This window comes from Microbacterium excoecariae, from assembly GCF_011326725.1.
GTDB lineage: Bacteria > Actinomycetota > Actinomycetes > Actinomycetales > Microbacteriaceae > Microbacterium > Microbacterium excoecariae.
In genome coordinates this window covers 198,344-215,640 of sequence record NZ_JAANCO010000001.1, presented here as the reverse complement: position 1 = coordinate 215,640, position 17,297 = coordinate 198,344, and the positions used below count along the sequence as shown (strand labels likewise).

Below are 17,297 nucleotides of genomic sequence, written 5' to 3'. Positions count from 1 at the left end.
TCGTGGTGTCTCGATTCAGTCACAGGTTGGATAAAAATTCAACCCCGACTGTTGACACGGGACCCGGTTCTTCCTACTGTCATGTCCATACCCGCACCATCGTCGAGGAGGACGATCATGACCATCCGCAGCTCGCGACGCCGTGTGGCCCTCACGGGGCTCTCGGTCGTTGCCATCGCCGCTCTCGCCGGTTGCTCCGGCTCCGATTCCGCCGGCTCGGGAGGCGGTGGCGGTGGCTCGGATGCCGAGCCCGACACGTTCACCGTGCTGACGGCGAACGAGAACCAGGCGCTCGAGGACCAGCTGCAGGCGCTGGCCGACAACCAGTGCGCGGCCGAGAACGAGGCCATGCCGATCGAGCACCAGAAGACCGCACAGGCCGACACGGTGCAGAAGGTGACGCAGCTCGCCAGCCAGGGCGCGCTGCCGCAGCACTTCATCGCGGGCACCGACATGGTCCGCCCGGATGGCGACCTCGGCGCCGGGGGGCTCGTCGCCGACTACGAGGACGTCCTCGGCGACGCGTGGGACAACATCCTTCCCGCCGCCGCGTCCACCGTGAACAGCGTGTACGGCCAGATGGTCTCGCTGCCGTACCAATACAACATCGAGGGCATCTGGTACAACGCCCAGATCTTCGACGAGGTCGGCATCTCGGAGCCCCAGACCTTCGAGGAGCTCCTGGACGCCGCCGCCGAGCTCGAGGCGGCGGGCTACCAGCCCATGACCACCGCCGGGGCGGACGCCTGGCCGATGACGCGCCTCATGGGCATGTACATCTTCCGCAACGTCGGCCCGGATGCGATGCAGCGGATCCAGGACGGCGACGCGAAGCTGACGGATCCGGAATACGTGGCGGGCGCCGAGGCGCTGAAGACGCTGGCGGACGAGGGGTACTTCGGCGAGGGATTCGCGACGATGGACGGCGGCGCCTCCACGGCGCAGTTCCTCTCGGGCGGCGCCGCGATGAAGTACGACGGATCGTGGGCGCTCAGCGCCATCAACGACCCCGAGCAGAACCAGGTCGGGGCCGAGAACATTGGCTTCATGCCCTTCCCCGCCGTCGAGGGCGGCGCGGGCGACATCAACCAGTGGGCGGCGAACGCCGGCGCGGCGATGGCCGCGAACGCCGAGTCGATGGGCCCGAAGACTGAGGCCTGGTTCCAGTGCATCGCGGAGAACTACGGCCAGCAGGCGCTGCAGTCGGCGGGCATCGTCTCCGGCTTCGCGGTCAACGGCGAGGTCACGGACATCCCGGACACCACCCGCAACGTGCAGGAGACCGTCGAGTCGATCGACGAGACCGTGCTGTGGTTCGAGGCGCTGTTCGACTCGAAGTCGAACTCCCTCGCCTCCACGAACGTGAGTCTGCTCGTGACCGATCAGATGAGCGCCGAGGACTACATGGCCGAGCTGCAGGCCAGCATCGACGCCGCGCTCTGAGTCTGATCTAGGCCCGGCCCTTCGCGCGCGGAGGGCCGGGCCGCTATCCGGAAGGTGCCGCACATGTCGCGAGTCTTCCAGGACCGCAAGACGGTCCTGATCCTCCTTGTTCCCGTGCTGGCGGTGTACGTCCTGCTCAAGGTCGTGCCCGTCGCCTGGTCCTTGGGGCTGTCCCTGTTCCGCGGAAATACCTTGCGCGGATTCGAGTTCGTCGGCATCGAGAACTTCACCACGTTCTTCACGGACGGACCCGCGCTCCACGCGCTGTGGGTGACGGTCTACTTCGCCGTGATCATGACCGCGGCGCAGGTCATCATGGGCTACCTGCTCGCGCTGATGTACGTCTTCGTGCTCCGGAAGGGATCCGCCTTCCTCCGCACGGCGGTGTTCTTCCCGATGGTCCTGCCCACGGTCGCCGTCGCGATGCTGTTCAAGAGCTTCGTCGCCGTCGGCGAGAACCAGGGGCCGGTCAACGAGATCATCAACTTCTTCGGCGGCGAGAGCATCGAGTTTCTCGCGACGACGTCCGGGACGATGACGGTCGCGATCCTCATGACGCTGTGGACGTCGATGGGCTTCTACGCCGTCCTCCTCTACACGGGGCTCCTCGACATCCCGGACGAGGTGATCGAGTCGGCACGGATCGACGGCGCGAGCGGCCTCCGGCTCGTGCGCCACATCGTCCTGCCGCTGTCGGCGCCGATCCTGCTCTCGTCGATCATCTTCAGCTTCAATTCGACCCTGAAGGTGTTCGACAGCCTGCTGGCGCTGAATGGCGGCGGGCCCGGGACGTCGACGTCGCCGCTGACGCTCTACATGTACCGCACCGCATTCGAGTACGCGGAGTACGGCTACGGTTCGACGATCGCCGTCGTGCTGACCCTGCTCTGCCTCATCTTCACGCTCGCCGTCTTCCGGACGTCGGCGAAGCGGACGGAGGACTGACATGACCCTCACGCAGACGATCGTGCAGGCCAAGCCGCAGTCGCGAAAGCTGCCGCGGCAGCGGGCCTCGCGCCGGATCAAGCGGATCGTGCGCCGGATCCCGGTGTGGGTGTCGGTGGCCGTGCTCCTCATCGTGGTGCTGTACCCGATGCTCTGGATGATCCTCGGATCCTTCAAGACCCAGACGGAATTCTTCGCGAACCCGACGTGGGCGCTCCCCGAGACCCTCAACTTCGCGAACTACGTCGAGGCGTTCACGCGCGGGAACATCGCGCTGAACTATCGCAACAGCCTCCTCGTCACCATCCCCTCCGTCCTCCTCATCATCTTCCTGGGCGTCGCCGCCGGCTACGCGCTCGAGGTCATGGTGTGGAAGGGGCGGCGCCCGACGCTGCTGCTCATCATGGCGGGCATCATGGTGCCGGGCCAGATGATCCTCGTGCCCCTGTTTACGGCGTACTTCAAGCTCGGCATCACGGACAGCCTGCTGCCGATGATCCTGACGTACACGGCCATGGGGATCCCCCTGACGACGTTCCTCATGGCGGCGTACTTCCGGTCGATCCCGCGAGAGATGTTCGAGGCCGCGACGATGGACGGCTCGAGCCCGCTGCGCTCGTTCTTCGTCATCGGGCTGCCGATGATGAAGAACGCGATGCTCACGATCGGGCTCGTGCAGTTCTTCAGCGTCTTCAACGACCTGCTCATCGCCCTGACGTTCACGACGCGGCCGGAGCTCGCGACGATCCAGGTCGGGCTCCTCAGCCTGTCCGATCAGTACGGTGGGACGAACTACGGCGCGCTGTTCGCGGCCGTCAGCATCAACATCGTGGCGCTGATGATCGTCTTCATCTTCCTCAACAAGAAGATCATGGCGGGTATGGCCGCCGGATCCGTGAAGGGATAGCCGCATGCCGAAGATCGCCTTTCTGCACACGGGCGCGGTCGTCATCCCGCCCGTCATGGAGCTCGCCCGCGAGCTCCTGCCCGGGGTGACGGCACTCAACCTGCTCGACGACCGGATCGTCGCCGATCTCCGGGATCCGTCTCTGGCCGATTCCGTCCCCGACCGCGTGCGGAACCTCGTCGCGAGCGCCCAGGCGGCCGGCGCGGACGCGGTCATGCTCACGTGCTCGTCCATCTCCGGGCTCGCCGGCCCGACGGCCGCGAGCGTGGGGATTCCCGTCCTGCGCGTCGACGAGGCGATGGCGGACGCGGCCGTCGCGGCGGGCGCGCGGATCGCCGTGGTCGCCACGCTACCGACGACCTGCGGCCCGACCGCGGCCCTCATCGAAGAGCGCGCCGCGCTCGCGGGGGAGCGGCCCGAGATCTCGAGCGTCGTCGTGGAGGGGGCGTTCGAGGCCGTCGCGGGCGGCGATCGCGAGACGCACGACGCGCTCGTCGTCGCCGAGATCGAGCGCATCGCCGCCGAGGCGGACGTCGTCGTGCTGGCCCAGGCCTCGATGGCTTCAGCGGCGGAGCGTGCCCGCGTCGACGTGCCCGTTCTCACGAGCCTGCGCCTCGGCGTGCGGCGCCTGCGCGATCACCTCGCCGCGTAGGAGCGGCCGGGCGGCGAGCGTCCCGGGCGTCGGCCCGGGACCCGCGCCGTTACAGCGCCTCGGCGGTGCGGACGTCGGTGATGAGGGTCGTGATCCAGTCGCCCTGCAGGGCGCCGCGGATCGCGTCAACCTTCCGCGGTCCGCCCGCCAGGCCCACGCGCCGCGGGATGCGCAGGAGGTCGTCGGTCGGGATCGCGATGATGCGGTCGTCCAGGTCGCCCTCCACGAGCGACCCATCCGCGCGGAAGATGCGGTGGCAGATGTCGCCCACGGCGCCCGCCTCGATGAGGTGGGTGCGCTCGTCGGCCGAGAAGGCGTTCCCGCTGGTCTCGAGCACGTCGGAGGGCTCGATGCTGCCGATGCCCATGATCGCGACCGTGAGCTCGCGCCAGTGCCGGGTGACCTCCTGCATCGACCCGTCGCGCAGGAGGCTGTCGCGCGTGTGCGCGTCGGCCACGACCCCCGGAACCGACACGTAGACGGGATCCGCCCCGATCATGCGCGCGAGCTCGCCGAGGATCCGGTTCGAGTGGCTCTGCGCGTCGGGCGTGCCCAGCCCGCCCAGGAGCTGCACGACCTCGGTGGCGCCCCGCGGGTTGAGGGGCCGCATGCGCTCGACCATCGCGAGCACGGTCTGGCTCCACGAGGAGACGCCGATCCGGTCGTTTCCCGAGAACGACGCCTCGAGGTAGCCGGCCGCGCCCGCGCCGATCGAGGCGAGGACCTCGGCCTCGTCGGCGTCGGGGTCCACGTCGACGATGACCGCCTCCTTGAGGCCGAACCGGGTCTCGAGCTCGTCCTCGAGTTCGCCATAGACGTCCGGGGCGGCGGTGACGATTGTGCGCACGATACCCACCTGCTCGGCCCGCTTGAGGAGGCGCGACACCTTGGCCTGGGAAATGCTCAGCGTGGCGGCGATGGTCGCCTGTCGGATGCCGCGCTCGTGGTACATCCGCGCGATCTTCGTCATGAGGCGGGTCTGCCCGTCGGCGTGCCGAATCGACGTCGGGGACATCGGTGCCTCCGTTCCTCTCCGCCCGCCCTCGCGAACGAAGGTGTACGGAATATCGGGGTAGAATTGTTATTCACATCGTACCGCGCGCAGGACGCGCACGATACCGCAAGGAGGCGGAATGATCATCGGTGTCACCGGGAGCAACGGCAAGCTCGGCCGCGCGGTCGTCGAGCGGTTGGGCGGCGAGAGACACGACGTCGTCGGCTTCGACCTCGCCGGCCCCACGGGTCCGGGCTTCACCCACGTCGAGCTGGGCGACTACGGCCAGACGCTCGATGCGTTCCTCGGCGTGACCGCGCGCCACGACGGCCTGGACGCGCTCGTGCATCTCGCCGCGATCCCCGTCAATGGTCTGGTGCCGGACGCCGCGACCTTCCACGCGAACGTCGCGGCCTCCTTCAACGTGTTGCACGCCGCGTATCGCGCGCGGATCCCCCGAGTGGTCTTCGCCTCCAGCATTACCGCGATGGGGTTTCCCTTTGACGTGGCGCCGCCGCGGCTGCCGGTCGACGAGGAGTACACGAGCGCGCACAACACTTACGGGCTGGGCAAGGTCGTCGAGGAGGCGCTCGTGGGACAGCTCGCGGGCTGGAGCGACACGTCCTACACCGGCCTGCGCTTCACGAACGTGGTCGGGCCCGACGAGTACGCGACGTTCGCGCGGGCGGCGGACCCGGAGTATCGCCGCGATCTGCTCGGATCCTGGGTCGACGCCCGAGACGGCGCGCTCGCAGTCTCGCTCGCGCTGGCCACCCAGGAGCCGGGCCTGCGGATCTACAACGTCGCCGCCCCGACCTCCGGCAACACGGCGCCGTCGCCGGAGCTCGCGCGGCGCTGGTTTCCCGGCATCGAGGTCGACCCGGGGCTCGGCGATCGGGATTCCCTCGTGTCGACGCGACGGATCCGCGACGAGCTCGGCTTCCGCGCCGAGCACGATTGGCGGTGACCGCGCATGGACACGGCGGTGACCGCGCATCAGCACGAGACCGTCGAGCTTGCCTTCCGCGGGCGTGAGCGCGTGCCGGTGGGTGGGGCGGCCCCCGTGACGGTGCGATTCCGGCACGCGGACGGCGAGGAGGTGGTGGTCCCGGGCTTCTGGGACGAGGACGCCACCTACCTGGTCCGGTTCCTCCCGGGGCGCTCCGGGGCCTGGACCTGGTGGATCGACGAGGAGCTGACGCCCATGGAGCCCCGGCGCGGCGACGTCGCGGTCGGACCCGCGCGGACGGCGGGCGCCGTGCGGGTCGCGCACCGCCACCACTTCGCGCACGCGGACGGCACGCCGTTCCGCCCCGTCGGGGGCACCGCCTACAACGTCCTCCACCAGCGGCACGAGCTTCGGGCGGACACCGTCGCGTCGGCCGCCGCTGCCGGGTTCAACAAGCTGCGCTTCATGGTCTTCCCGCAGGCCGGCGACAGCGTCGAGGTCTTCCCCGATCTCATGCCGTTCGAGAAGACCGACGGGGCCTGGGACGTCTCGCGGCCCGTTCCGGCGTTCTTCCGACGCCTCGACGCGTTCGTGCGCGACCTGGACGAAGCGGGCATCCAGGCCGACGTGCTCCTCCTCAACGCCTACGACCGCGGGGTGTTCGGTCTCGACGGGCTCTCGGAGGCCGAGGACGCGGTGTACCTCCGGTACGTGATCGCGCGCCTCGCGGCCTCGCCCAACGTGTGGTGGTCGCTGTGTAACGAGTACGACCAGCTCGAGCGGCCGGAGGAGCGCTGGGACCGCGCGGGCCTGCTCGTCATGGCGGCGGATCCGTTCGATCACCCCCGCTCGATCCACAACTGGGTGCACCTGTTCGATCACCACCGCCCCTGGGTCACGCACGCGTCGATCCAGAACGGATCCGCCGTGGAGGAGCCCGGCCGCGCGCGGCTCTACCGCGACGCGTACGACAAGCCGATCGTGCTCGACGAGATCAAGTACGAGGGCGACGCCCCCGCGCGCTGGGGCCGGCTCTCCGCGCGCGAGCTCGTGCACCGCTTCTGGATCGCGACGCTCGAGGGGTGCTACGCGTCCCACGGCGAGAGCTTCGTCCTGCCGGGCGGCAGCCTGCACATCGTCGAGGGCGGCGCACTGCGGGGCGAATCGCCCGCGCGCCTGGGGTTCCTCCGCCGGATCCTCGACGCTCTCGTCGTGCCAGGGCTCGACCCCGTCGACAAGTGGGACGACCCTGAGCACGTCGCGGGCGGGGCGCCGGATCAGTACGTGCGGTACTTCGGTCGCTCCGCGCCGGCCAACTGGCGGGTCCGGCTCCCGATCGACCACGCGGGCGCAAGCGTCCGGATGGGCGAGCGCTACGTCGTGGACATCATCGACACGTGGAACATGACCGTCACGCGCCACGGCACGGTCACGATCGACGAGGTCCTGCGCGACGAGGCCTTCGCGGGCGAGGCGCTCCTTCCGCTCCCCGCGGGGGAGGCGATCGCGGTGCGCATCACCCGCGAGGCGCTCGCCGGGTAGATCGCCGACGCGCACGTGCCCGGGCCGGCTTCGGCCCGGGCACGTGCGCGTTAGACGTCCTCGGAGAAGGAGTGTGTTCCCGAGGCGACCTCGTGACGCGCGCCCGACGGGAGGACCACGTCCGCCGTCGTTCCGCTGGGGATCTCGGCGGTGAGGGAGAACCGCCCGTCGGCGATGCGCCAGTCGACGCGTGCCGGGCCATACGGCGTCTCGTGCCGCGCGCTCGCGGAGGCAAGCGGGCCCGGGGCCGGCGCGATGCGGATCCGCCGATACCCGGGTTCGGCCGGCGCCAGGCCCGCGATGACGCGATGCATCCAGTCGGCGATCGAGCCGAGCGCGTAGTGGTTGAAGCTCGTCATCCGCCCGGGGTTCACGGTGCCGTCGGGGAGGAGGCTGTCCCACCGCTCCCAGACCGTCGTCGCGCCCTGGTCGACCATGTAGAGCCAGGAGGGGCAGGAGCGCTCGAGGAGGAGCGCGAAGGCGGCGTCGTCGTGCCCCGTCGCGCTGAGCGCGTCGGCGACGACGTTCACCCCGGCGAACCCCACGGCGATCCTGTTGCCTCCCTCGGCGACGAGCTCGGCGAGGCGGGCGCCGGCGGCCTCGCGGTCGTCCCCGCCCAGGAGCTCGAAGTGGATCGCGAGCGCGTACGCGGTCTGCGCGTCGCTCGTCAGGCGCCGCGCGGCGGGGTCCCAGTACGCCTCCACGAACGCCGCGCGCACCTCGCGGGCGAGGTCGCGGTAGTGTGCCGCGTCGTCTCCGCGCCCCAGGGCTTCCGCGGCGTCCGCGAGCCGTCGCGTCGACCACGCGAGGTACGCGCTGGCCACGAGGTAGCGATCGGTGCGAGCGTCGGCGGGGTCGTCCGGCGGCGCGGCCGGGTCTAGCCAGTCCCCGAGCTGGAACCCCGTGTCCCACAGGCGGTTCTCGCCCGCGAGCTCCAGGATCTGGTCGACCCAGGTGCGCGCGCTGTCGTACTGCGCGGCGAGGACGCCGGTGTCGGAGAAGCGCTCGAAGAGGGTCCACGGCGTCAGCACGGCGGCGTCGCCCCAGACCGCGCCGGGGCGCGTGGGCGTCCACATCGGGCCGCCCGGAATGACCGGGACGAACCACGGGACGGTGCCCTCGCGTCGCTGCTCGACGGCGAGGTCTTTCAGCCAGCTGGTGAGGAACCCGGACACGTCGAACAGGAAGGACGCGGTGGGCGCGAAGACCTGGATGTCGCCCGTCCAGCCGAGCCGTTCGTCGCGTTGCGGGCAGTCCGTGGGGATGTCCACGAAGTTGCTCCGCGTGCCCCAGACGACGTTCTCGTGCAGCCGCTCGAGGTCCGGATCCGAGCACGCGAACCATCCGGTGCGGCGCATGTCGGAGTGATAGACACGGCCGACGATCTCGCCGCGGGCGACGGCGTCGTCCAGGGATCCGGGCCAGCCGTCGACCTCGACGTACCGGAAGCCGTGGATGGTGAACCGGGGTTCCCACGTCTCGGATGCGTCGCCGCGGAGCGTGTATCGGTCGGTCGACTTCGCCGCGCGCAGCGGGCGCGTGTAGATCTCGCCGTCCTGGAGCACCTCTGCCGTGCGCAGGGTGACGGTCGATCCCGCCGCCCCCGAGACGGTGATCCGCACGCGCCCGGCAAAGTTCTGGCCGAAGTCGAGGATCCGGCGCCCGGACGGAGAAGTCAGCACCGCGGTCGGCGCGATCTCCTCGGTGCACCGCACGGGTGGACCGTCGGGGGCGACGAAGCGCTCGGGGCGCGCCGGCCGGACCGCCACGGGCTCCCACCCGGCCTCGTCGAACCCGGCCGTCGACCACCCGGCGCGCTCCGCTCGCGCGTCGTAGTCCTCGCCGTCGTACAGCCCGCTCGCGAGGATCGGGGCGGGAGCGGCTCGCCAGGCCGCGTCCGTCGCCACGGTGATCACCGACGCGTCCTCCCGCGTGATCTCCAGCTGCGCGATGAGCGACAGATCCTCGCCGTACAGGTCGAACGTGTGGCCGTGATGGGAGAATCCGAGGCGACCGCGATACCACCCGTCTCCCAGCCAGGCGCCGATCACGTTGTCGCCCTCGACCAGCAGATTCGTGACGTCGTAGGTGTGGTATTGCAGCCGCTCGGAGTACACCGTCCACCCGGGGTTCAGCGCGTCCGATCCCACGCGGGTGCCGTTGATCTCGACCTCGTAGAGTCCGTGCGCCGTGACGTAAAGGCGCGCGCGGGACACGTCCCCGGGCGCGACGAACGCGCGGCGCAGGAGCGGGGGGCGCCGGAGGTCCTTGTCGGACGCCTCCGGCCACGCGGCGCCGATCGCCGCGGCCGACCAGTCGCCGGCCTCGAGGAGGCCGGCCTCGACGGAGGCCCACGGCCCCCACGCGCTCGTCGCGCCGCCGTGGCCGGTGACACGCACGCGCACGTCCGCGCGTTCGCGGGAGCCGAGCGGATCCGCGGGCCAGGGGACGAGGACCTGATCGGCCGACGCGACCGCGTGCACCGTCGATGTAGCGCCGCGGCGGACCTCGATGTCGTACCCGGCCTGGCGCCAGCCCGGGGGTGCGGTTGTCTGCCAGCTGAGCCGCGGGGTGGATTCGCCGATGCCGAGCGCCTCGTCGTGGTGCGCGAACCGTGGCGCGGAGGGAAGCAATGTCATGAGGGGGGTGCCTTTCGCAGTCAGCCCTTGACGGCGCCGCTGGTCATACCGGCGACGATCTGACGGTTGAAGAAGATGTACATGATGAGCGGCGGGATCGTGATGAGCAGGATGTTCATGAACAGGAGGTTCCACTGGCTCAGCATCTGGTCCTGGAAGTTGTACAGCGTGAGCTGCACCGTGACGTTCTCGTCGCCGGGGAAGAAGTACAGCGGGCCCGTGAAGTCGTTGAAGACCGTCACGGACTGGACGACGATCACGGTCACGGCGACCGGCTTGAGAAGCGGCATGACGACGGTGAAGAAGAGCCGCAGGGGCCCCGCCCCGTCGATCACGGCCGCCTCGTCGAGCTCGCGCGGGATCGTCGAGACGAAGGCGCGGAACAACAGCACGCAGAAGGACAGCCCGAAGGTCGCCTCGATGAGGATCATGCCGGGCATGGTCTTGAACAGCCCCAGGCCCTGCAGCACCCAGATCGTCGGGACGACGGCGGGGGGAACGATGAGGCCCGCGAGGACGAACACGTTGATAATGCCATTCCAGCGCGACTTGCGCCGCTGCATGATGTAGCCGACCATCGCCGCGAAGATCACCATGATCGTGACCGCGCCGACCGTCAGGATCGTCGAGTTCGCGAAGGCCCGCAGCACCATCCAATTGCGCACCTCGAGCACCTCGACCATGTTCTGCCAGAGGTACCAGCCCTGCTGCGGCAGGGAGAACTCGAACAGCGACGCCTCCTGCGGGTTCTTCGCCGCCATGAGGAAGATGAACAGGAAGGGCACGATGAACAGCACGATCGAGACGGCGATCGCGAAGAGGCCCATGACGTAGCGCGTGGCGAAGCGCCGGGTCGTCATCGGGCGGCGGGTACGGCGGAACCGCGAGGCCCCGGCCGTCGTGATCGTCTGCGTGGCGGTCATGACTCCACCTGCCTCTTGTTCAGGATGTACTGCACGGGGATGATGATCGCGGTCACGACGAGGAAGAGCACGACGTTGCCCGCGGTCGACAGGCCGAAGAACCCGGCCTGGTACTGCTTGTAAATGACCGAGGCGATCACGTCGCTCGTGAAGCCGGGGCCACCCTTGGTCATCGCCCAGATGAGCTCGAACGATCGCAGTCCGCCGATGAGGCTCAGCAGGACGACCGTCGCGGTCGCGGGCTGCACGAGCGGCAGCGTGATGTTGCGGAAGCGTTGCCAGGCGCTCGCGCCGTCGACGCGCGCGGCCTCGTAGTACTCGGTCGGGATCGCGACGAGGCCGGCGATGTAGATCAGCGTCGCGATGCCAACGCCGCGCCAGACCTCCACGAGCGCGACGGACATGAGCGCCCAGGCGGGGTCGGTCAGCCACGCGGGTCCGTCGATCCCCAGCAGTGCGAGCGACTGGTTGATCAGGCCATCGAACGGATCCATGAGGACCTTGAACGTGATCCCGATGCCGATGGTGGACACGAGAACGGGGAAGAAGATCGTGGAGCGCAGGTATCCGCGTCCGAGGATCGTGCTCGTCAGCAGCAGCCCGAGCGCCAGCCCAAACACGACCTTCAGGCCCGACGTCACGAAGCCGAAGATGAAGGTGTTGACGAAGCCCTGGATGAGCATCGGCTCGACGAAGAACTGCTCGTAGTTCGCGAACCCGATGAACTCGGCCTCGCGCAGGTCCCAGCGGGTCAGGCTGTAGTAGAACGACGCCAGCGTGGGGACGCCGAACAGGATGATGTACAGAACGGCCGACGGGATGTAGAACCAGGTCGGGTAGGAGCGCGCCATCCCTTTGAGGACGCGGCGTCGCGGCGGTGCGGTGGTTGTGGTCATGGGTGCCTCCCTCGAGTGGGGTCGTCGGGGCGGGGGGGGCCGGGGGGGGGGGGGGGGGGGGGTGGGGGGGGGCCCCGGGGGGGGGGGGGGGGGGGGGGGGGCCCGGGGGGGGCCCCCCCGCGCCGGAGCGGAGCGGGAGTTACCAGCCTTCGATGCCGAGCTGCTGCGCCTGCTTGACGACGTCGTCGTCGTACAGCGCCGCGGCGTCCTCGGCCGAACGGATCCCGGATCCGACCTCGACCGTGAGCTGCTCGAGCTTCGGGCCCTTGATGGGGGAGAGGAACTCGAGCGCCGGGGCCGTCATCCCCTCGTCGAAGTACGCCTGCATGTCGCCGATCATGGGCGGCACGTCGCTGGGCAGCGTGCACGCGCTCGTCGCGTACGGCCCACCCGGCGTGAGGTACTCGTTCTGGATCTCGCAGCCCGCGTCGGAGTTCATGAACGCGAGGAACTCCTTCGCGAGGTCGAGCTCCTCGCCCTCCGTGGTGTCGGGGATGTAGAGCGCGTTCGGCAGCCACACGGACAGGCGCGTGTCGGCCGCGTCCTGGGCGGGCAGCGCGAAGACGCCGATGTCGTCGACAGCGTCGGGCGAGTTCTGCTCGATGGCCGAGATCGCGTTCGTGAGGATCGGGTAGTGCGCGCCCTCGCCGTTCGCCAGCTTCGCGAGCGCCTCGTCGTACAGCGTGGACGCGAAGTCCTCGTTGAACCACCCGGCCTCGCCCGCCTCCTGCTGGTTGAGGAGGCCCTGGAGCGCGGGCTGGTCCGCGTAGCGCCGGTTGTTCGCCGTGTACTCGTCGGCCCAGTCCGGATCCTGCGCGAGCACGTTGGCGAAGTCGCCGAGCACCCACAGCTGGCTCGTCCACGGGTCGCCGTACGACTGGATGACGGCGTCGTAGCCGGCCTCCGAGATCGCGTCGTTGTTGGCGACGAACGTGTCCCAGTCCTCCGGGACCTCGAGACCGAGCTCGGCGTAGATCGCCTTGTTGTACATCACCGCGCCGCCGAACGAGGCGCCGAGCGGAGTGCCGTAGAGGCCGTCGTCGCCCGAGACGACGGTCTTCATGTCGTCCTCGAGGTCGGCGACCCAGGCCTCGTCACTGAGGTCGACCAGGAAGTTATCGGGCTTGAGGCCCTGCAGCTGGGAACCGGAGTTGTAGCCGAAGATGCTCTCCATTTCGCCGGTGTTGAGCTTCGTCTTGATGATGTTGTCGCCCTCGCCGCCGCCCGGTCGACTCGTGACCGTGACGGTGACGTCCGGGTGTTCCTCCGTGAACGCCGCCCCGGCGGCCTCCATGGCCTCGATGCCCTCGCCTGACGACGCCATGAGTATCGTCAGTTCGCTCGCGGATCCGCCGCCGGATCCGCCACCGACGCTGCAGGCGGCGAGGGGGAGAGCGAGTGCCGTGATGCCGGAGACGGCGAGGATGCCGCGCCGAAGGGGTGTGCTGTGCATCTCTTACCTCCATGTAAAAGGTGACTTCGTGGTGACGCCTCGACCTTGAGGCGGCCATCGTGTTGAATGTCATCGTTGAAACCATTCAACGGTGTCGAACATACGGCGGGCGAGCGACGGAGTCAACGCTCGATCCGGTCACATTTCCCGCGCAACGAGGCGCGAGAGCGAAAGGCATATTGTTATGACGACCATTCCTGATTTCGCGACGATCGACGGCGACACCCGTGTCGTGGCGGTGCGCGGCTCACACGGTGAGGGGCTGATCGGCGTTCCCGCGGGAGAGGTCTGTCTGACCTGGCGGGTGGTCTCCGGTCGGGCTGAGGCCGCACAGATCGCCTGGCAGGTCGCGTCCGGGCCCGCCCTCGGCGATCTGGTGGAGGGCGAGCCCCAGTCGACGAGCGAGCAGGTCGGGGTGCCGGTCGCGGACCTCGCCCCGCGCGAGCGCCGGGTCTTCCGCGTGCGGATCGCGACCGCCGCCGGCTGGACCTCCTGGAGCGACCCGCTCGTTCTCGAGGCGGGCATCGACGGGGCCGACCTGGCGGCGGACGTGATCGGGATCCCGAGCGAGGTCGAGGGGCCCGTCGCGCTCCTGCGGCGCGTGTTCACGGTTCCCGACACGCCGGCGCGCGCCCGCCTGCGGCTGAGCGCGCTGGGGCTCGTGGACGCGTGGATCAACGGGCGTAAGGCGGGCGACGCGCACCTCACGCCGGGGTGGACCTCCTATGGATCCCGCTTGCTGGTCGACACGATTGACGTCACCGACATGCTGCGACCCGGGGACAACGTCATCGTCCTCGCCGTCGGGGACGGGTGGTACCGCGGGCGTATGGGCTTCGCGAACCGCACCGAGATCTACGGCGACCGGTCGGGCGCCCTCGCGCAGATCGATACGGACGACGGGGTTCTCGTCGCCACCGACGGAGCGTGGCGCGGGGGTTTCGGCGCGGTGCGCGGTGCCAGCATCTACGACGGCACGGTGACCGACCTCCGGCACACGCCGCGAGGGATCCACTCGCCGCACTTCGACGACAGCGCCTGGCGCGAGGTCGACGTCGTCGCGAAGGACACGGGCCGGTTCGTCCCGCGCTCGGCCCCTCCCGTGCGCACGGTCGCGGAGCTCGAGATGGTCGCCACGGCCCGCGGCGCGGCAGTACAGCTCGACGCCGCCCAGAACGTGTCCGGATGGGTGCGCCTCACGGTGCGCGGGCACGCGGGCGATCGGGTCGAGGTCCGGCACGCCGAGGTGCTCGAGCCGGACGGATCGCTCCACACGGCGGCGCTCCGCACGGCCAAGGCGACCGACACCTACATCCTCGACCGCGACGGCGAGCACACGCTCGAACCGCAGTTCACGTTCCACGGCTTCCGGTACGCCGAGGTGACCGGCGCGGAGGTCGTGTCCGCGGTCGCCGTGGCCATCTCCAGCGACCTGCCGGCGCGCTCGAGGTTCTCCTCGGCCTCCGCCGCCCTCGATCGCTTCCATTCCAACGTCGTGTGGTCGCAGCGCGACAACTTCGTCTCGGTGCCGACCGACTGCCCGCAGCGCGACGAGCGGCTCGGGTGGACGGGTGACGCGCAGGCGTTCGCCGCGACCGCGTCGACGCTCATGGACGCGGACGCGTTCTGGCGCAGTTGGCTGATCGACCTCGAGGCCGACCAGACCGACGAGGGCGGGGTCGCGTCCGTTGTCCCGGACATCATCCGCCCGGAGGACATGTTCATGGGTGGGCAGCCCGCGGACGCCATGGGGCGGGCCGGATGGGCGGACGCCGCCACGATCGTGCCGTGGGCCGTGTACGTCGCGGGCGGGAGTGACGAGGTGCTGCGCCAGCAGCTCCGCAGCATGCGGCGCTGGGTCGAGCACCTGCGCCGGCGCGCGGGCGAGAGCGTCGTCCTCCCGACGGAGCCGTTCCAATACGGCGACTGGCTCGACCCGGACGCGCCCGGCGAGCGTCCGTGGGAGGCCAAGGTCTCGAGCGACTTCGTCGCCAACGCGTTCTACGTCCACTCCGCCCGGCTGCTCGCCCGCGCGGAGGGCGTCGTCTCGCCCGGGACGTCGGCCGAGTCTGAGTACCACGCGCTCGCCGACCGCGTGGCCGCGGCGACATGGCAGCGCTGGGGATCCGAGGCGGTCGAGACGCAGACGGGGGCCGCGCTCGCGCTCGAGTTCGATATCGCGCCCGCGGCCGAGCGGGAGCGCGTGGCGGACCTCCTCGCCGCGAACGTCCGCGCGGAGGCCGGGCGCATCGCGACGGGATTCCTGGGCACGCCGCTCGTGTTGTTCGCGCTGTCGCACACGGGGCACCTCGCGGAGGCGTACCTGATGCTCCTGCGCCGGGAGGCGCCCAGCTGGCTCTATCAGGTGGACCGCGGGGCGACCACGGTGTGGGAGCGGTGGGACGCGATCCTCCCCGATGGGCGGATCCACTCGGGCGCGATGGACGCGGGGAGCGCGGCAGACGGCGAGGGCAGCATGCTGTCCTTCAACCACTACGCGTACGGTGCGGTGATCGACTGGGTGTACCGCACGGTCGCCGGGCTCGCGCCCGACGCCCCCGGGTATCGCGTTGCCCGCGTCGCCCCGCGACCCGCCGCGGGAATGGACCGCGCGTCCGCCGCGATCGACACGGCCTACGGGACGCTCGCGATCGACTGGCACCTCGAGGACGGCGATTTCGTCGCCGATCTCGACGTGCCCTTCGGCGTCACCGCCGCGCTCGACCTGCCGCTGTCTGCGGGATCCGTGGCGTCGCACGCAGGGCCGCTCACGCACGGCCGCCACAGCCTGCGGGTGACGCACCCCGCGGTCGCCTAGCCCACGGTGCTCTGACCGGGGCGGATCCGGACCGGGAGCACGACGCGCTCGTGCACGTGGCCCGGTTCCGCCTCGGCGGCGAGGAGGCGGATCCCCTCCGCGCCCATCTCGTAGCCCGGGAGCAGGATCGAGGTCATCGACACCCAGTCGATCCCGCCGGGGCGGTGGTCGCCGTCCATCCCCACGACCGCGACGTCCTGCGGGACCCGGAGGTCGTCGCGCTCCCGCAGTACCTGCAGGGCCCCGATTCCCGTGCGGTCCGTGAGCCCGAGGATCGCCACGCGCTCGCCGCGCCGCACGAGCTCCTCGACTCGCGGCAGGAGGGCGCGCATGGCCTCGCGCCCCGTCCCCGCGGTGAGGCCCTCCGACTCGACGTCGTGGACGAGCACGCCCCGCGCGGCCGCGGCCGCGTGCACGCCGCGGCGCCGTTCGACGACCGGCTGCACGAGGTCGGGGATCGACACGAAGAACGCGTGGCGGATCCCGAGGTCGGCGATGTGGTCGACGCTGGCGCGGCCCACCTGCTCGTTGTCCATGAGCACGGTGCACCAGTCCGCGCCGGGCGCGTCATAGTTCACGACGACGATGGGCCCGACGTGGTTCCGGATCCGCTCGATCCCCGCGCCCGGCGCGCGCATCGAGCAGACCATGATCCCACCCACGCGGGCCTCGGCGAAGTGCTCGAGGAACTCGTCCTGGCCGTCGTGCTGGGCGATGCCGGACGCGAGGGCGTGCGCGTTGAACCCGCTGTTGGCGAGGACGAGCCGCTTGCCCGTGTCCGCCGCGGTCAGCTGCGCTCCGCGGGAGATGTCGACGAAGAGCTCGTTGACGAGGTCGGGGACGATCAGCCCCAGGGTGTCGGACGTGTTGCGGATCAGCGTGCGCCCGGCCGAGCTGCGGATGTACCCCAGCCGGGCGATCGCGTCGCGCACGCGGCCCAGAGTCTCCGGCGCGAGGCGCTCGGGGTTGTTGAGCGCGTTCGACACGGTGCCGACAGAGACCCCGGCGTCGCGAGCGACGGCGGCGATGTTGGGGGTTGTGCGGCGGGCCGACGGCAGCATCGCGTCCTCTCTGACACTCACGTCGACTCATCGTAGAGCGCGGCCGTGGCCCGCGCCCGCGCACGACCCTGCCCG

Annotated in this window: 13 protein-coding genes; 7 read left to right on the top strand and 6 right to left on the bottom strand. The window is 70.2% G+C overall.

Annotated features, from left to right (window positions below; genetic code table 11):
* The first annotated feature begins 117 nt into the window (after positions 1-117).
* From G8E01_RS00910 to G8E01_RS00895, 4 genes are all read left to right on the top strand, one after another.
* Positions 118-1,443 carry an ABC transporter substrate-binding protein gene (locus G8E01_RS00910; protein ID WP_166314577.1) on the top strand — a complete coding sequence of 442 codons (1,326 nt, stop codon included), beginning with the start codon at positions 118-120 and terminating at the stop codon, positions 1,441-1,443.
* 63 nt (positions 1,444-1,506) lie between these two features.
* On the top strand, positions 1,507-2,388 hold the full coding sequence (locus G8E01_RS00905; RefSeq protein ID WP_166314574.1) for a carbohydrate ABC transporter permease: 882 nt from the start codon (positions 1,507-1,509) through the stop codon (positions 2,386-2,388).
* 1 nt (position 2,389) lies between these two features.
* Positions 2,390-3,295, top strand: coding sequence for a carbohydrate ABC transporter permease (locus tag G8E01_RS00900; protein ID WP_166314571.1), 906 nt, complete (start codon positions 2,390-2,392; stop codon positions 3,293-3,295).
* A 4-nt stretch (positions 3,296-3,299) separates the two neighbouring features.
* Positions 3,300-3,947 carry an aspartate/glutamate racemase family protein gene (locus G8E01_RS00895; RefSeq protein ID WP_166314568.1) on the top strand — a complete coding sequence of 216 codons (648 nt, stop codon included), beginning with the start codon at positions 3,300-3,302 and terminating at the stop codon, positions 3,945-3,947.
* Positions 3,948-3,996: 49 nt separating this feature from the next.
* On the opposite strand, the gene G8E01_RS00890 is transcribed toward G8E01_RS00895, so the two are convergent.
* Positions 3,997-4,962 (bottom strand): sugar-binding transcriptional regulator, encoded by a 966-nt coding sequence (locus tag G8E01_RS00890; protein WP_166314565.1) that lies wholly within the window; start codon positions 4,960-4,962, stop codon positions 3,997-3,999.
* A 118-nt stretch (positions 4,963-5,080) separates the two neighbouring features.
* On the opposite strand from G8E01_RS00890, the gene G8E01_RS00885 reads away from it, so the two are divergent.
* Positions 5,081-5,908, top strand: a complete 828-nt coding sequence (locus G8E01_RS00885; RefSeq protein ID WP_166314562.1) for an NAD-dependent epimerase/dehydratase family protein — start codon at positions 5,081-5,083, stop codon at positions 5,906-5,908.
* Positions 5,909-5,926: 18 nt separating this feature from the next.
* Positions 5,927-7,432, top strand: a complete 1,506-nt coding sequence (locus tag G8E01_RS00880) for an apiosidase-like domain-containing protein (protein WP_166314559.1) — start codon at positions 5,927-5,929, stop codon at positions 7,430-7,432.
* A gap of 50 nt (positions 7,433-7,482) precedes the next feature.
* On the opposite strand, the gene G8E01_RS00875 is transcribed toward G8E01_RS00880, so the two are convergent.
* The 4 genes from G8E01_RS00875 to G8E01_RS00860 form a co-directional block, all read right to left on the bottom strand.
* On the bottom strand, positions 7,483-10,071 hold the full coding sequence (locus G8E01_RS00875) for a glycoside hydrolase family 78 protein (RefSeq protein ID WP_166314555.1): 2,589 nt from the start codon (positions 10,069-10,071) through the stop codon (positions 7,483-7,485).
* 20 nt (positions 10,072-10,091) lie between these two features.
* Entirely contained in the window at positions 10,092-10,931 is an 840-nt protein-coding gene (locus G8E01_RS00870; RefSeq protein WP_240921263.1) for a carbohydrate ABC transporter permease, read from the bottom strand.
* 59 nt (positions 10,932-10,990) lie between these two features.
* Positions 10,991-11,890 (bottom strand): carbohydrate ABC transporter permease, encoded by a 900-nt coding sequence (locus G8E01_RS00865; RefSeq protein WP_166314549.1) that lies wholly within the window; start codon positions 11,888-11,890, stop codon positions 10,991-10,993.
* A 139-nt stretch (positions 11,891-12,029) separates the two neighbouring features.
* Positions 12,030-13,343, bottom strand: a complete 1,314-nt coding sequence (locus G8E01_RS00860; RefSeq protein ID WP_166314546.1) for an ABC transporter substrate-binding protein — start codon at positions 13,341-13,343, stop codon at positions 12,030-12,032.
* Between the two features lie 184 nt (positions 13,344-13,527).
* Here G8E01_RS00860 and G8E01_RS00855 point away from each other — a divergent pair, with 184 nt between their 5' ends.
* Entirely contained in the window at positions 13,528-16,161 is a 2,634-nt protein-coding gene (locus tag G8E01_RS00855) for an alpha-L-rhamnosidase (RefSeq protein WP_166314543.1), read from the top strand.
* Here the strand turns inward: G8E01_RS00855 and G8E01_RS00850 are convergent.
* Positions 16,158-17,243 carry a substrate-binding domain-containing protein gene (locus G8E01_RS00850; protein ID WP_166314540.1) on the bottom strand — a complete coding sequence of 362 codons (1,086 nt, stop codon included), beginning with the start codon at positions 17,241-17,243 and terminating at the stop codon, positions 16,158-16,160. The genes G8E01_RS00855 and G8E01_RS00850 overlap by 4 nt on opposite strands.
* Between the last annotated feature and the right edge of the window lie 54 nt (positions 17,244-17,297).

Bases quoted from the DNA above. Each gene is read 5' to 3' on its own strand.
- G8E01_RS00890 (WP_166314565.1), bottom strand. From the start codon at position 4,962: ATGTCCCCGACGTCGATTCGGCACGCCGACGGGCAGACCCGCCTCATG.
- G8E01_RS00865 (WP_166314549.1), bottom strand. From the start codon at position 11,890: ATGACCACAACCACCGCACCGCCGCGACGCCGCGTCCTCAAAGGGATG.
- G8E01_RS00895 (WP_166314568.1), top strand. From the start codon at position 3,300: ATGCCGAAGATCGCCTTTCTGCACACGGGCGCGGTCGTCATCCCGCCC.
- G8E01_RS00860 (WP_166314546.1), bottom strand. From the start codon at position 13,343: ATGCACAGCACACCCCTTCGGCGCGGCATCCTCGCCGTCTCCGGCATC.
- G8E01_RS00870 (WP_240921263.1), bottom strand. From the start codon at position 10,931: ATGACGACCCGGCGCTTCGCCACGCGCTACGTCATGGGCCTCTTCGCG.
- G8E01_RS00875 (WP_166314555.1), bottom strand. From the start codon at position 10,071: ATGACATTGCTTCCCTCCGCGCCACGGTTCGCGCACCACGACGAGGCG.
- G8E01_RS00855 (WP_166314543.1), top strand. From the start codon at position 13,528: ATGACGACCATTCCTGATTTCGCGACGATCGACGGCGACACCCGTGTC.
- G8E01_RS00885 (WP_166314562.1), top strand. From the start codon at position 5,081: ATGATCATCGGTGTCACCGGGAGCAACGGCAAGCTCGGCCGCGCGGTC.
- G8E01_RS00900 (WP_166314571.1), top strand. From the start codon at position 2,390: ATGACCCTCACGCAGACGATCGTGCAGGCCAAGCCGCAGTCGCGAAAG.
- G8E01_RS00905 (WP_166314574.1), top strand. From the start codon at position 1,507: ATGTCGCGAGTCTTCCAGGACCGCAAGACGGTCCTGATCCTCCTTGTT.
- G8E01_RS00910 (WP_166314577.1), top strand. From the start codon at position 118: ATGACCATCCGCAGCTCGCGACGCCGTGTGGCCCTCACGGGGCTCTCG.